Source organism: Streptomyces griseochromogenes, assembly GCF_001542625.1.
GTDB classification, from domain to species: Bacteria; Actinomycetota; Actinomycetes; order Streptomycetales; family Streptomycetaceae; genus Streptomyces; species Streptomyces griseochromogenes.
On sequence record NZ_CP016279.1, the window covers coordinates 4779376 to 4793114 of the forward strand.

14 protein-coding genes and 1 pseudogene are annotated in these 13739 nt (G+C 71.6%); 11 read left to right on the plus strand and 4 right to left on the minus strand.

Features of this window, described 5'->3' with window-relative positions; all coding sequences use genetic code 11:
- The first annotated feature begins 21 nt into the window (after positions 1–21).
- The 3 genes from AVL59_RS20190 to AVL59_RS20200 all read left to right on the plus strand — a co-directional run bounded on the left by AVL59_RS20190 (position 22) and on the right by AVL59_RS20200 (position 2141).
- The gene (locus AVL59_RS20190) at positions 22–726 is read left to right on the plus strand and encodes an NADPH-dependent F420 reductase (protein WP_372450408.1); all 705 of its coding nucleotides are present in this window, start codon (positions 22–24) and stop codon (positions 724–726) included.
- Positions 727–853: 127 nt separating this feature from the next.
- Entirely contained in the window at positions 854–1948 is a 1095-nt protein-coding gene (locus AVL59_RS20195) for a zinc-binding dehydrogenase (RefSeq protein WP_237281572.1), read from the plus strand.
- Positions 1896–2141 carry an MmcQ/YjbR family DNA-binding protein gene (locus tag AVL59_RS20200; RefSeq protein ID WP_167549287.1) on the plus strand — a complete coding sequence of 82 codons (246 nt, stop codon included), beginning with the start codon at positions 1896–1898 and terminating at the stop codon, positions 2139–2141. Before AVL59_RS20195 ends, AVL59_RS20200 begins: the two co-directional genes overlap by 53 nt.
- Positions 2142–2365: 224 nt before the next feature.
- Here AVL59_RS20200 and AVL59_RS20205 read toward each other — a convergent pair whose 3' ends face one another.
- Both AVL59_RS20205 and AVL59_RS48420 read right to left on the minus strand, forming a co-directional pair.
- Positions 2366–3001: a TetR/AcrR family transcriptional regulator gene (locus AVL59_RS20205; RefSeq protein ID WP_067306374.1), complete on the minus strand. Its 636-nt coding sequence runs from the start codon at positions 2999–3001 to the stop codon at positions 2366–2368.
- Positions 3002–3555: 554 nt separating this feature from the next.
- Positions 3556–3747 (minus strand): annotated as a pseudogene (locus AVL59_RS48420) (IS5/IS1182 family transposase); the annotation flags it as partial.
- A 297-nt stretch (positions 3748–4044) separates the two neighbouring features.
- On the opposite strand from AVL59_RS48420, the gene AVL59_RS20210 reads away from it, so the two are divergent.
- The 8 genes from AVL59_RS20210 (at position 4045) to AVL59_RS20245 (ending at position 11500) form a co-directional block, all read left to right on the plus strand.
- On the plus strand, positions 4045–5073 hold the full coding sequence (locus tag AVL59_RS20210) for a 3-oxoacyl-ACP synthase III family protein (RefSeq protein WP_067306377.1): 1029 nt from the start codon (positions 4045–4047) through the stop codon (positions 5071–5073).
- Positions 5070–5810: a glycosyltransferase family A protein gene (locus AVL59_RS20215; protein ID WP_237281573.1), complete on the plus strand. Its 741-nt coding sequence runs from the start codon at positions 5070–5072 to the stop codon at positions 5808–5810. The genes AVL59_RS20210 and AVL59_RS20215 overlap by 4 nt, the downstream gene beginning before the upstream one ends.
- A complete protein-coding gene (locus AVL59_RS20220) occupies positions 5810–7288 on the plus strand; it encodes a class I adenylate-forming enzyme family protein (RefSeq protein ID WP_067306383.1) in 1479 nt (492 codons plus the stop codon). The genes AVL59_RS20215 and AVL59_RS20220 overlap by 1 nt, the downstream gene beginning before the upstream one ends.
- Positions 7285–8058 (plus strand): glycosyltransferase family A protein, encoded by a 774-nt coding sequence (locus AVL59_RS20225; protein WP_067306386.1) that lies wholly within the window; start codon positions 7285–7287, stop codon positions 8056–8058. Before AVL59_RS20220 ends, AVL59_RS20225 begins: the two co-directional genes overlap by 4 nt.
- Positions 8055–9227, plus strand: coding sequence for a cytochrome P450 (locus AVL59_RS50525; RefSeq protein ID WP_099053090.1), 1173 nt, complete (start codon positions 8055–8057; stop codon positions 9225–9227). The genes AVL59_RS20225 and AVL59_RS50525 overlap by 4 nt, the downstream gene beginning before the upstream one ends.
- Complete coding sequence (locus AVL59_RS20235) at positions 9224–10156, plus strand: NAD-dependent epimerase/dehydratase family protein (protein WP_067306389.1); 933 nt, start codon at positions 9224–9226, stop codon at positions 10154–10156. The genes AVL59_RS50525 and AVL59_RS20235 overlap by 4 nt, the downstream gene beginning before the upstream one ends.
- An 80-nt stretch (positions 10157–10236) precedes the next feature.
- Positions 10237–10917 carry a helix-turn-helix transcriptional regulator gene (locus AVL59_RS20240; RefSeq protein ID WP_067306391.1) on the plus strand — a complete coding sequence of 227 codons (681 nt, stop codon included), beginning with the start codon at positions 10237–10239 and terminating at the stop codon, positions 10915–10917.
- Positions 10918–10948: 31 nt separating this feature from the next.
- Complete coding sequence (locus tag AVL59_RS20245) at positions 10949–11500, plus strand: DUF3291 domain-containing protein (RefSeq protein ID WP_067317544.1); 552 nt, start codon at positions 10949–10951, stop codon at positions 11498–11500.
- Between the two features lie 471 nt (positions 11501–11971).
- Here the strand turns inward: AVL59_RS20245 and AVL59_RS20250 are convergent, their stop codons facing one another.
- Positions 11972–12529 (minus strand): GyrI-like domain-containing protein, encoded by a 558-nt coding sequence (locus AVL59_RS20250; RefSeq protein ID WP_079146816.1) that lies wholly within the window; start codon positions 12527–12529, stop codon positions 11972–11974.
- A complete protein-coding gene (locus AVL59_RS20255; RefSeq protein WP_067306397.1) occupies positions 12523–13737 on the minus strand; it encodes a CaiB/BaiF CoA transferase family protein in 1215 nt (404 codons plus the stop codon). The genes AVL59_RS20250 and AVL59_RS20255 overlap by 7 nt, the downstream gene beginning before the upstream one ends.
- Positions 13738–13739: the final 2 nt, after the last annotated feature.

The window sequence follows — 13739 nt, forward strand, 5'->3', positions numbered from 1 at the left end:
CCTGCCGCTGAGGCCGGGACCATCCCGACAGGAAGCGGCCGGAGCCGATCACACAGCCGCTGCCGGGGCGCCGGCACGACCCCCGACACACGATCAAGGATGGGCAGCATGGCCGCACAGAGCACTATCGGCATTCTCGGCGCGGGAGAGATCGGCCAGGCCATCGCCGACAAGGCCGTCCGCCACGGACATGAGGTACTCATCGGCAACAGCCGGGGACCGGAGACACTCAAGGCAGTCGTAGAGCAGTTGGGGCCGAAAGCCCATGCCGTGGCAGCCGAGGAGGCGGCGCAGCCGGAGCTCGTCTTCCTCGCGGTCCCGTTCTTCGCCGTACCGGACCTGACCAGCCTTACCGACTGGTCCGGGAAGATCGTCGTCGACACGACGAATCAGTTCGCGGCGGCCAACCCCTGGAGGGGCCGGTACGACGTCGGTGACCTCACGGGCAGCGAATGGGTCACCCAGCGCCTTCCCGGAGCGCGGATCGTGAAGGCGTTCAACAGCCTGTTCGCCGCGTTCATCGCCGCGGACCCCCAGCACGAGGAAGGCCGCCAGGTGGTCTTCTACGCGGGCGACGACGCCGACGCGAAGACGGCCGTGGCCGGCTTGCTCGGCGAATTCGGATTCGCCGCCCTGGACCTCGGCGGTCTACGGGAGGGAGGCCGTCTGATGCAGCTGGACGGAGCACTCAGCGCGAAGCACCTGCTGCTCCAGGATGTCGGCTGACGCCGGCCAAGCGCCATACACACCAGCGCACAGGAGGAGGATCACGAACCGTCGTGTCGTCTGGACCCGTAGCGGGTCGCCCGCCGACGTCCTGACCGTCATCGAGGAGCCCGAACCGGAAGCACCCGTGCACGGTCAGGTGCTCATCCGCGCCACGGCCTTCCCGGTCCACCCTGGTGATCTCCTAGGCCTCGAGGCCTTCCCCACGACGGCTGCAGAGCCGGTACCGATCGGCGTGGAAGCGACCGGCTTGGTGGAGGCCATCGGCCCGGATACGCGCGTGGCTCCGGGCGTCGAGGTCGGTGGCCGCGTAACAATCTTTCCCCTGCCGGGGGGATGGTCACAGTGGATCCTGGCGGACGCCGAGACTGTCGTCCCCGTGCCTGACGAGCTGTCGGACGAGGTCGCCGCGCAGATGCTGACGAACCCGCTCACCGCGGTGATGCTGCGCCATGAAGCGGAGCAGCACCTGGCTTTGGGATACGACGGCTATCTCGTGCAGGCCGCCGCCGGCTCGTCGGTCGGGCGGCTGGTAACGGGCGTGATGCAGTATCACAACGTGGGCCTGGTCAACGTCGTCCGCAGTGACCGCGGTGCCGCCGAACTGCGCAAGCGGTTCCCGGACGTCCCGGTCGTGGCGACAGAGAATCCGGGCTGGGCCGATGAGGTCCGCAAGGCAGCCGGCGGCCGCCCGCTCAGTGTGGCCTTCGGCCCTGTCGGCGGAAAGCTGACGGAAAGCCTTCTGGACCTGTTGGCGCCGGGCGGCAGGCTGGTCATTTACGGGGAACTCGCCGAGGAGCCGATCTCGGTGCATGCGTCGACGCTGCTGCACCAAGCGCTGACGGTGCGGGGCGCGACCCTCGGCCGGTGGCTGTTGGAGGCATCCGCCGAGAGGCGGGCATCGGACGCGGTCGCCGCGACGCTGATCGCGCTTGCGTTCAAGGACCAGTTCGACGTGGCCGCTACCTACGACCTCGGCGAGCTGGCCACCGCCGTGAAGCACGCGGTGCAGCCCGGCAAGGTCGGCACCGTCCTCATCCGCCCCTGGAAGCCGCTGCTACTTCAGTTATGGAAGCGAGGAAGCCATGATGACCGTGGACGATGTCCGGGAGCTGGCGCTCTCTTTCGCCGGAGTCAGCGAGTCGCGTCCGTTCGCCCCGGACCGCGTGGTGTTCAAGACAGCGGCGAACAACAAGGTGTTTGCCATCCTCAGTGGCCATGAGTTCCCGGACGACCAGGTGACAGTCAAGGCCGATCCGGAGCGCGTCGCCGAGTTGCAGAACCGCTTCGAAGCAGTGCACCCGGCGTACAAGCTGAACAAGCGATACCGGGTCAACATTTCGTTGGCCGGCGATGTCCCGGACGAACTGATTCGGGAGCTGATAGGGGACAGCCACGACCTGGTCGCACCATGAGCCCCGCGCTTCCAGGTGCACAAATCGCCGACGCTGCGCGGCAGGAGCATCGGCCACTGGATGTCAGACACCTGGTAGGCGCCCCTGTGCTGCTGCCGATCGTCCTGTTCGTAGGCGGCTTGCGCGCAATGGCCAAGCGGCGCCCGTGACGCCTGACGGGGCAAGACCTCCACGGCGTGCGGCCCTGGCACTGAAACCCAAGAGCCGTCCAGGTCAGGACCGGGTCACGGCGCTGAACGGTCCTCCTGCCGATCCGGCGCCGGCTCGTTCGTGGACACGCTGGGAAGAAGGGCCAAGGCCTGCTTGGCAGCTCCGATGACAACCTCCGCTGCGGCTCCCGCCCTGCCCAGGGCCTCCAGTCCCCGCAGCACAGCAAGGAGAAGGCTTGCGAGCCCGTCCGTGTCCGCTTCGGCGTCCAGTGAGCCCTCCTCTTGGGCCCGGGCGAGGCAGTCCGACAGCTCGCTGTGCATTCCGCGGACAGTGGCAGCAATCCGCTCGGCGACGGTCTTGTCGACTGCGGCGAGTTCCGTGGCGCTCCTGGCCATCATGCAGCCGCGCCGCTCCACGTCCCTGCTGATCGCTTCGGAGATGTCGCACACGAAGCGTTCCAGCTGCGGGAGGGCCGGTCCCGGGCCGCGCAGAGCCGAACGCCAGGCTCCGATCGCGTCAGCGTTGTAGCTGTCCAGAGCCTGCAGAAACAGGGCATGTTTGTCTCCGAAGGCCCCGTACAGGCTTCCGCGTCCCAAGCCTGTGACGGCGCTCAGATCGTCGATGGAGGTTCGGTCGTAACCGTGGGACCAGAACTGGTCGCGAGCAGCCCGAACAACTTCCTCGTCGTCAAACTGCCGAGGCCGGGCCATGAGAAGACTGTACGCCGTGCGTGGGGCATTATGGGGAGAATGCAGGTCAGTACGAGCATGTTTCGAGGCTTGTGACACCGGCTCGCCCGAACGGCCAGGCTTGTGCACGCCCCGCTCGCCCTCAGAGGGGCACCCCGGGAACCCCTATGACCCGATGGACGGAAGAAACAGCGGAGGCACCTTCACCGACTGCGGCGGCGACACGCTGCCCTGCAGAGTTTGCCACTCCCGGCACGGCCACCGATCTGCCTGCGCACGAACGGACTTCTAGCTCAGTGGCAGCGTAATAGATTCCCGCGCCTTCGAAGTGTTTCCAGCGGGCGATTGGAAGGGACTGGTAGCGGGCGCCGGTGGCGATAATCGCGGCGCGCGCAAGAATATCCGTGCCGTCGGACAGGGAAGATGATCCACGGCGTCACGGTGCTGTAGCCCTGCGGAACCGGCTTGACGGACGTAGGAACTACCTCCTGGACAGCGCATGCCTCAACGTGGCGATGACGCTGAGAGGCTCATAGGTCAGATCCTGTCCTAGGTGGACGCGCAACAGCAGCGCGCGGTGCGCGGTGACGGGCACCGGCAGCGCGCTGGTGAGCCCGGCAGCACGTCGAGTCAACACCGACCACGGTCCAGTCGATCCGTCCCTCCGCGTCGGCGTCAGCCCGGACGGCCCGCAGGAGCCTGTCCCAGGTTCCGTCGGCGGACCAGCGCCGATGCCGGTCATGGACCGTTTTCCACTTCCCGAAACGACGTCCCGGGCTCACTCCGCATCGGACCGATCACCCCGCCCCACGATCGTCGGAACGATCTGGACAGCCACGGGTTACCTGACCCGTCGGACATGTCGCAGCGGCTGGGCGGCAGTCCTGCTCCGAGTCGTCTGTGCGGCAAGTGCAGTACCAGGCCGCCGTGTTCGGCGAGGAGAACCGCCCGGGCCGTTGGGCGTACAGGCCCCGTCGGCTGCCCGGCGCAGCGGCCATGTACCCATGCCACTTGAGTACGAGTGCTCAGGCAAGCCGTCCGGATGCCCTCGTAGCGTCCCACCCATGCACATAGACCACGCTGTCGGCGGCCCAGTGCGCCAGGTAGGCATCACGGCGGTAGCTTCCTGCCTGCCGGAGCTCGAGGTGACTTCTCATGATCTGCAGGAGCAGATCACCATGGCGTCCGGGCTGCGGTTGCCGGCGCGGATGCTGGAACGGGTCACCGGTATCGTCTCGCGCCGGTCGGTGGCGGAGGGCGAGTACGCCTCGACGCTCGCGGTGCGGGCGGCGCGTACGGCCTTGTCCCGGGCGGGACTGAACCCGTACGACGTGGACCTGTTGGTGTTCGCCTCGGCAACGCGGGACGTGGCCGAACCGGCGACCGCGCACATCGTCCAGGCCGAGCTCGGGTCCCGGGCGCACGCGCTGGACGTGACGAACGCGTGCAACAGCTTCGTCAACGGCATCGACACGGCGCGGGCGATGATCCTGGCCGGTCGGGCCCGCCGCGCTCTGGTGGTCACGGGGGAGACCCCGAGCCGGGCGGTACAGCGGGCTCCTTCGGGCCCTGGCCGGCTCCGGGACGGTTTCGCGGGCTACACCTTCGGCGACGCGGGGGCCGCGGTCGTGCTGGAAGCGGTGGACCGGGGCGGCATTCTCGATGTGGACACCGAGACGCATTCGGAGCACTGGTCGGTCGGGGGCATCTTCGGCGGCGGTTCACGTCACCCCCGTGGGGATGAGCACACGTACTTCCACGGTGACGGGAGCGAGTTGCGCGAGGTGTTCGAGAAGGTCGGTACGTCGGTGCTCGACCGGATGAGGCAGCGCACCGGGCTGGCGTGGAACGACTTCCGGCACATCCTGGTGCACCAGGTGACCGTGCCTTACCTTGAGCGGTTCGTGGAGCTCACCGGCGTTCCCCGGGACCGGCTCGTCGTCACGGTCCCCGAGCTGGGCAACATGGCCAGTGCCACGTTGGGTGTGCAACTCGACCTCGTCCATGGGGAGTTGGGTCCCGGTGACCGGGTGCTGTTCGTGGGGCTGGGCGGCGGCGTGAGCATCATGACGATGGTGTGGGAGAAGGCGTGAGCGCGCTGTGGGTGGTGGTGCCCGCGCACCAGGAGGCCGCGCGGATCGGCGCGACGCTGGACGCGCTCGCGGTCCAGCACGACCGGGATTTCACGCTTGTCGTCGTGGACAACGCCTCGACGGACGGCACAGCGGCCCTCGCACACGACTTCGCCCGCTGGGCGCCCTTCCCGGTCCACGTCCTCAGCGAACCGGAGAAGGGTGTGGGCTGCGCGGTGGACACCGGCTTCCGGTACGCCATCCGCAACGGCGCGACGCTGCTGGCCCGCACAGACGCCGACTGTCTGCCTCGCTCCGGCTGGACGGCCGGCGCCCGCGACGCGCTGCGCCACGGCGCGGGCATGGTGTGCGGGCACATCGACGCACGTCGCGACGAGCACGGTCCGCTCGGGCGGGCCGCCTTCCGCACGCTCGTCCACACCGCCGCGTTCTTCGGCCGGGTACGCCCCGCCCACCGGCGCCGCCATGGCTACCTCGCCCCCTACCGGATGCACGCGGGCAACAACATGGCCATCACCGCCGCGCTGTACCAGGCCGTGGGCGGCATGCCACGCCGTCCTTCCCCCACCGACCGGCTCTTCCTGAACAGCGTGCGCCGCCACACCACCGCCATCGTCCACGCCCGCGACATGGTCGTGGAGAACTCCACCCGGCGGCTGCGTGCCTACGGCTTGCTCGGCACCGCCCGCTGGTACCTGGACAAGGGACCTGGCCCGCACGGGGAGGACCCGCGCTGATGCTCGACACACTCACCCATGCCTTCCGTATGGGCCCCGACCGGCCCGCCGTCCTCGGCACCACCCGCGCCGGGGCCGTACGCACCAAGGCCACGTTCGGGGACCTGGCCGCACTCGCCGACCGCTACGCCGCCGCTCTGCACACGCGGGGTATCGGGCGGGGCGGCACCGTCGGCGTCGCCGTACGGCCCGGGCCCCGGGCCCTTGCGGTGATGCTCGCTGTGCACCGGCTCGGCGCGCGGGTCGCGGTGCTGGATCCCGGTGCCGGCCCGGACGTGCTGCGCGCCCGCCTCGCCCTGGCGCGGCCCGATGTCGTCCTCGCCGACGCCACCGCCCAGGCCGTCGCCGGGTGGGCCCGGCCGCTCGCCCGCCGGGCCCACCTGGCCCTGCCGGACCTCGCGGAACTCGGTCCGGTGGCCACGATCGGGCCCCGGCTGCCCGGCTGTGCCCCCGCCCTGGACGACGATGTCCGGGCGGCGGCCCTGCCGCGACCGGTGGACGAGGACGGCGACGCGGTCATCGTGTTCACCTCGGGCACCACGTCGCGGCCCCGCGCGGTGGTGCACTCGCGGTCCTCGCTCGCCGCCGGCATGGCCGCGGTGGCCGGCCTGGTCCGGCCCGAGGCCGAACGGCCGGTCCTCGGCGGTACCTTCTTCGTTCTCGTACCGTCGCTCGCGAGTGGCGCGCCGGTCGCGCTGCCCGCCCGCTCGCCGCGCGTCCTGGCCCGGCAACTGCGCCGGCTCAACCCACAGGCCACCTACCTGACGCCGCCGCAGCTCCGGCTGGCGCTGGCGGAGGGTGCCCGTTTCACGGGGCGGGTGTGGACGGGGTCCGCTCCGGCCAGTGCCGGCCTGCTCACGCGCGTCAAGCAGGCGGGGGCCGAAGAGGCGTGGGGCGTCTACGCGCTGACCGAGTTGTTCCCCGCCGCGGCGGTCGAGCAGGGCGAGAAGGCCGCCTTCACGGGAGAGGGCGACCTGGTGGGCGCTCCCCTTCCGGGCGTGCTGGCCAAGACGGACGGCTCTGGCGAACTGCTGCTGTCCGGCCCGGCCGCCCGAGAGCGCTACCTGGGCGAGGAGCCGGACTCGTGGGTTGCCACCGGTGACCGGGGGCGCCTCGACGGCGGCCGGATCGTGTTGGAGGGGCGCCGCAAGGACATGGTGTTGCGGCATGCGGAGAACATTTACCCGGGCCTGTACGAGCCCGCGTTGCACGTACCCGGTGTCGAGTTGGCCGTGTTGGTCGGTGTTCCGGCCAAAGACGGCGACGAGCGCCTGGTCGCCGTCGTGCAGCCGGGCCGCGGAGCCGACCGTGACGCGGTGAGGTCTGCCCTGGCCGGCCCGCTGGAACGGATGGGTTCCGCCCGGCCGGACGCCGTGCTGCTGACCGACATTCCGCTGTCCGGCCGCTCTTTGAAGCCCGATCGCGCCGCGACCGCCCGCCTAGCCGCCAGGCGCCTTGCGGACGGGAGGCGGAGATGAGCGCGCCGGCCGACGGTCCGCTGTGGGTTGTGCTGCCGGCCTACAACGAAGAGGCCGGGATCGAGGCCACCCTCGCCGCGCTCGTCTCCCAGACCGACACCGGCTTCGCTCTGGTCGTCGTCGACAATGCCTCCACGGACGCGACCGCCGACGTCGTCCGCCGTTTCGCCGCCACGGCGCCGTTCCCCGTGCATCTCGTCCCCGAGGACGAGCCGGGCGCCGGGGCCGCCGCCGACACAGGATTCCGGTACGCCATCGGGCAGGGCGCCGTACTGCTCGTACGTACCGACGCCGACTGTCTGCCCGCCGGCGACTGGATCGCCGCGGCACGCAGGGAGTTCGCCCGAGGAGCGGAGATGGCCTGCGGCCGCAGCGTTCCGCGCCGGGACGAAAACCCCACGCTCGCCGAGCGGTACCTGCTTCCGGCGGTGGTGCGGGCGACCGCACTGTACGGGCGTTACCGGAGGCAGCACCGTCACCCGCGTTACCGCGCGCCCTACGTGCTGTGCCACGGCCACAACCTCGCCATCACGGCCGCACTGTACGTGCGCTCGGGAGGTGCTCCGCGCGTGCCGTTGGAAGGGCCACCCGAGGACGTCGCCCTGCTCAACCGGGCACGCGAGCACAGCACCCGGATCGTACGGGCCGAGCGGATGGTGGTGCAGGCCAGCCTCCGCCGGGTGCGGGCATGGGGCGCCCGCAGGACCTTGTTGTGGTGCTGGGACCGCCGTTTCCGCCCCGCCGATGCGACGAAGGTGCACGTCCGATGACCGCGAACGCCTCGACCACTTCCCTGTCCGTCCCCGGCCCCACCGCGGCCGCTGTGCGAGCGGCACGCCGCCGTGACCGGGCCGTCTACACCCGTTCCCATCCCCTCCTGTTCACTCTTCTCGCCGTCACGCGCCGCCGGTCAGTGACCCGCATCGGCGACGCGGTGCTGGTACACGGCACCGACCCCTACCGGACAGCCCTCACCCGGATCCCGCTCGACCGCACCGCGACCGGCACCACCGGCGGCGCGGCCCGGGAACTGTCCACCGGCGGGACGCTCTTCGACCAGGAGGGAGCCGGTCACCGCGACGCCCGACGCGCCCTGGCCGAGGATGTCGGCGCGGGTGGCGTGGAGCGGCTGCGCCCGGTGTGGCGAGCGGTCCTTGCCCGCCGCCTTGCCCCGCTCGGCATGGGCCGCACCGTCGACCTCGTGCCGCTGGCCCGCGAACTGGCCGGAACGACGGTCTGTGCCCTGCTGGATGCCCCAGGGGAGCCGGCACGCGTCGCCGAAGCGGCGGCCCGTGCGGCGGCAGCCGCGGTACGCGACCACCTGCCCGGCCCCCGGCTGCCCGGCACCGCCCGGGCCGCGGCCGCGGCGACGGCGCGGCTGGAGACCCTGCTCGCCACGGACACCCCCGGCGCGAACGGGGAGACGGCCCTGCGGGCGATGCTCGCCGTCGCCGCCGTCAACACCACCGTGGCCGCCCTGCCCCGCGCCGTCGCCTGGTGCTCCGACGCGCGGCTGTGGGACGAGGCGGCCGACGACCGGCTGCGACCGGCCCTGGTGGGCGAACTGCTGCGGGTGATCGCCCCGTCCCCGCTGCTTCCGCGTGTGGCGGCTGCCGACGCGAACCTCGACGGGTGCCCGGTACGGGCCGGGGACCGTCTGATCCTGGTGGCGCGACACGCCGCACAGGCTCACAACCAACCCCCGGACGCCCGGCATCCGACACCGCCTGCCGTGGCACAGCTCGTCTTCGGCGCCGGCACTCACGCCTGCCCCGGCGCGCGATTGGCCCGTGCGCAGCTCGACGACACCCTGGCCGCGCTCGCCTCGTACCGTCCCACCGTCGTACGCGCCCGCGTCGACCGGCAGGCGGCCCTGCCGGGTTGGCGCTCCCTCACCATCCGGGCCGTTGGCGACCGAGAGTCTGTGGAGGAGCGATGACCACGATCGCCGTCACCGGGGCGAGCGGCTTCTGCGGCTCGCACGTCGCGGCCGCGGCGGCTGCCCGGGGCACCGGGGTGCTGTGTGTCGGACGCCGCCCCGGCCCCGTGGGCCGGCACGTTCCCTGGGACGCCGCACGCGAGGTGCCGGACCTGTCCGGCGCCGACCTCGTCGTGCACTGCGCCGCCGCGGTCGGCGACCCCGCACCCGGCCCCTCCACCGACGCCGCGATGCACGCCGTGAACGTCGACGGTACGGCGCGGCTCCTTGAGGCGGCGGCCGGCCGCCCGGTGGTGTGGGTGAGCAGCGCCAGCGTCTACGCGCCCGGCCCCGGCCGTTCCGGGATCACCGAGGACCACCCGGTGTGCCGCCAGCTGAACGCATACGGCCGGACCAAGGCCGCCGGGGAGGCGCTGGCACTCGCGGCCGGCGCCGTGGTGCTGCGCCCCCGGGCGGTCTACGGCCCCGGGGACCCGCACTTGGTGCCCCGGCTGCTGTCCCGTGTCCGCCGTGGCCTGCTCCTGCTGCCCGGACGCAGCGTCCGCCTCAGCCTGACGGCCGTCGAGAACCTCACCGACGCCTGCCTGGCCGCCGCCGACTGGCCACCTGGTGCCTACAACATCGCGGATCCGACCCCGTACGAACGCGACGATGCGATACGGACCGTCCTGCGCGCCCACGGTGTGCGGGCACGAATCGCCCACATCCCGCCGTCCCTCGCCCACGCCGCAGCAGGTGCCGTCCAGACCCTGGCCCGGCTGCGCCCCCACACAGAGCCACCGCTCACCCGCTACGCCGTTGACCAGCTGGCCAACTCCGTCGTACTGAACGTGTCCAAGGCCCAGGCACAGGGATGGGCACCCCGCCGCACTCTCGGCGACTACACGGCATCCCATTCGGTCGGCCGAGCGACCGCGACGCCGACATGAGCAGAGCGAGCCCTGTGTGGTGAGGGAGCCCTACGTCCCGCCGTTCTATTTCCAACCTGCGTTGTTCATAGAATGGCCGCGTGGAGGACATCGATGCGATCGCGGTGCTGCAGGATCCGGTGCGGCGCCGCCTGTACGAGTACGTGGCGGCGCAGGGCCGCGAGGTCGGCCGTAATGAGGCCGCCGAGGCGGCAGGGGTGACGCGCACCCTCGCTGCGCACCATCTGGACAAGCTGGCCGAGGCCGGGCTGCTGGAGAGCGGGAGCCGCCGCCTGACGGGCCGCTCGGGGCCGGGGGCGGGCCGTCCCGCCAAGGTGTACACGCGGGCGCGGGCGGAACGGGCCGTTTCACTGCCCGCCCGCGACTATCGCACCGCCGCCGAGCTGCTCGCCGAGGCCGCCGAGCAGGCCGGGCTGGACGCCGGGCTCTGCGCGGCGGCACGCCGTCGGGGCGAGGCCTTGCGCGGCGCGGCGGCGCCCTGCGGCAACCTCGAAGAGGCCATGGAGGTGCTGGCCTCCCGCGGCTACGAACCGCACCTGGAAGGCGCCGAGGAGGTGACCGGGGCGGACGCGCGAGTCGTCCGTATGCGCAACTGCCCCTTCCACGCCGTCGCCGAACGCTTCCCGCCGCTCGTCTGTGGCATGAATCTCGCGCTGCTGGAGGGGCTGTTCGGCACGGACGGTCCCGTCCGTGCCCGCATGGACGCCCGCCCGGGGGAGTGCTGCGTGGTCGTCGAAGCTTCTAAAAACAACGAAGATTGACATAGAAATAGGGCCGTGCTGGGATGTGGCCATGACCGCATCCACGCATGCCGCCCACCTCGCCGAGCTCAACGTCGCCACGCTCCGCCACCCCCTCGACGACCCGCGATCGGCGCCGTTCGTCGAGATGCTCGACCCGGTCAACGCCGCCGCCGACAGCGCGCCTGGCTTCGTGTGGCGGCTCGTCGAGGACGGGGCGGCCGACGCCACCGGCCTGCGCCCCGCGGGCGAGAACGTCATCGTCAACCTGTCCGTGTGGGAAACCCAGGAGGCCCTGCGGGACTTCGCCTACCGCAGCGGGCACCTGGACGCGATGCGACGGCGCCGCGAATGGTTCGAGCAGCACGTCGAGGCGCACCTGGTCCTCTGGTGGGTCCCCGCCGGTCATCTCCCGACCGTCGGCGAGGCCCTGGAACGGCTGGCGGACCTGCGGGCGCACGGTCCGTCCCCGCGCGCCTTCACCTTCGACTCCTCCTGTACCGCCGCCGAGGCCGCCCAGCACCTTCGGACCATGCCGCCGACCCAGTCTGAGCAGGCTGCCCCGAGCGCGCGGCCGGAACCGGCCGGAGACTCGGCGGTGTAGGGGAGGAGGCTTTCAGTCCATCAGGGCGGCGGCGTGGCGGCTGCGGTGCTTTGCGCGACTGCCCGGCTCCGGCGCTTCCGGGGCACTCCGGGCCTGGGCTGTTGCCCGGCCCAGTGCCGCTGTTGAGCGGAGGGCGCGACCATTTCCGCCCCAAGACTCGCCTGTTCCTGGGGCGCCCCGGACAGGATCCTGCGGGTCGGAGCTGAGCTCCGCCCTTGGGATGCCTCGCTCAGTCAATTCGAACGCCGCAAGCTCTGCATCTGCGGCTGCGTCTGCGCCCGCGGGTTCGGCACGTCTGTCCGCCCACCTGCCGGGGCGTCGGCGCGGCCGAGGCACACTCACCGGCGAGCTGCCCACTCGTCCGCCCAAGGATCCTTTGATGACGGCGAGTTGGTGGCGCGCTCGGCCCGTACCTCCGCCGAGGATCTCGTAGTCGTCTTCAGGCGGCTGGTCTCTCCCGCCTGAGCACCATCAGCACCGGGGAGTCGTGCACGCCGCGTCGCTGTCGGACAGCGGCCGCTGGTCTGGCCCACCGGCGCGGAAGACCGGCCAGCAGACTTCGGTCCGCCAGAGTGTGCTGTCCGGGGTCTGGCGCCCGCCGACCAGGTAGTACTCGCGGAGTGGGCCGTCGACGGCGAGTGCGTGTCGCGAGACGTAGGCGGCCAGAGCACCGTAGGCGCGGTCTACCTCAGAGGGTGGCCCGCAGTGCTCGATCACGGCGAGCTCCGCGGCCGGCACGTGCAGCGGCTCGACCCGACCGAGCGGCCGGACAGGACCGTTGCAGGGCACGAAGACGGTGGCCGACCCCCGGTGCAGAGTGAACAGCTCGTCCGCGTACACGCCGCCGGCGGGGCCGGTCTCCCGCAGCCCCTGGCCGGCCACGGTCGCGAACAGTTCGCCGAGGGCGCCCTGGAACCAGGTCCCGACGTCCTGGGCCTCGACCGTCGCTGTGATGGCCGCGGTCGGGACCGCGGCGACGCTGCGCAGCTCAATCGCGGGCGCGTCCCCGGACTTGGGCGGCGTCAGCAGGTCGTGACCCCGCGCAGCTCCGTGATCGCGGCATCGTCGTAGCCGAGTTCGCGCAGCACCGCGTCGGTGTGTTCGCCCAGGTCAGGGGCGGGGCGCGGTGGAACCTTGCGCTCCTGGTCCAGTCGTACGGGGCTGTCGACGGTCAGATGCGGCTCGGCGCTGCCGTCCTCGATGGGGACGAGGATGCGGTTGGCCGTTAGCTGCGGATCGTGGGCGAACTCGTCGATCGTCTGGGCGATGCCGTAGGTGAGCCCGGCTGCGTCGAGCACCTCGCGCCACTCGGCGAGCGTCCGGGTCGCGAAGGTCTTGTCGAGCAGGATCGCGATCTCGGCCGCGTGGGCGCGGCGGCTCGGGGTGTCGGCGTAGTCCGGGTTCTGCGCCGCCTCGGGGTGGCCGATGGCCTGGAGGAACAGGGGGACCTGCTTGTCCTCGTTGGCGAAGGCCAGCAGCAGCCAGCGGTCGTCCGCCGTGCGGTAGGAGTTGGCGAGCGCGTTCGGCGGGTCGGTCCGGTCGGCGGGCCGGGGGGCCTTGCCGCCGACGAGCGCGGCCTGCACCCACATGCTCGCCGCCCAGGCGCCTTCGGCGATCAGCGACACCGTGACACGGGCGCCCTCGCCGGTCTTCTCCCGTCGGTACAGCGCGGTCATGATGCCGGCGTACAGGCTGACGGCCGTCGGGTGGTCGCCCGAGCCGAACGCGTTCACGGCGGGCGCCCCGTCGCGCTGGCGCGTGTAGTCCATCAGGCCGCTGCGCGCCCAGTACGCGGTCACGTCGAACCCGGGCAGGTGGGCCTCCGGGCCTTCCTCGCCGAAGCCGGTGACGTCGCCGTAGATCAGCCGGGGGTTGAGGGGGGCCAGGTCGTCGTAGTCCAGGCCCAGCTTGGACCGGGTGTTCGGCGGGAAGTTGGTCACCAGTACGTCGGCCCATTTCACCAGGCGTTCCAACACGGGCTTGGCGCCGGGCGACTTGAGGTTGAGGGCGATGCTGCGCTTGTTGCGGTTGTCGAGCTGCCAGGGGTAATTCACCCCGTCGACACGGGGGTTGGGGGGAAAGCGACTGAGGGCGCGGTAGGCGTCGCCGGTGCGGGGTGGTTCGACCTTGACGACGTCGGCGCCGAAGTCGCCGAGTATCGTGGCCGCGGCGGGAGCGGCGATGAAGCTGGCGACGTCGACGACGTGCAGCCCCTCCAGCAGGTGCGTGTCCGCCATGG

Bases quoted from the DNA above. Each gene is read 5' to 3' on its own strand.
- AVL59_RS20205 (WP_067306374.1), bottom strand. From the start codon at position 3,001: ATGGCCCGGCCTCGGCAGTTTGACGACGAGGAAGTTGTTCGGGCTGCT.
- AVL59_RS20210 (WP_067306377.1), top strand. From the start codon at position 4,045: ATGCACATAGACCACGCTGTCGGCGGCCCAGTGCGCCAGGTAGGCATC.
- AVL59_RS20220 (WP_067306383.1), top strand. From the start codon at position 5,810: ATGCTCGACACACTCACCCATGCCTTCCGTATGGGCCCCGACCGGCCC.
- AVL59_RS20225 (WP_067306386.1), top strand. From the start codon at position 7,285: ATGAGCGCGCCGGCCGACGGTCCGCTGTGGGTTGTGCTGCCGGCCTAC.
- AVL59_RS50525 (WP_099053090.1), top strand. From the start codon at position 8,055: ATGACCGCGAACGCCTCGACCACTTCCCTGTCCGTCCCCGGCCCCACC.
- AVL59_RS20235 (WP_067306389.1), top strand. From the start codon at position 9,224: ATGACCACGATCGCCGTCACCGGGGCGAGCGGCTTCTGCGGCTCGCAC.
- AVL59_RS20245 (WP_067317544.1), top strand. From the start codon at position 10,949: ATGACCGCATCCACGCATGCCGCCCACCTCGCCGAGCTCAACGTCGCC.
- AVL59_RS20255 (WP_067306397.1), bottom strand. From the start codon at position 13,737: ATGGCGGACACGCACCTGCTGGAGGGGCTGCACGTCGTCGACGTCGCC.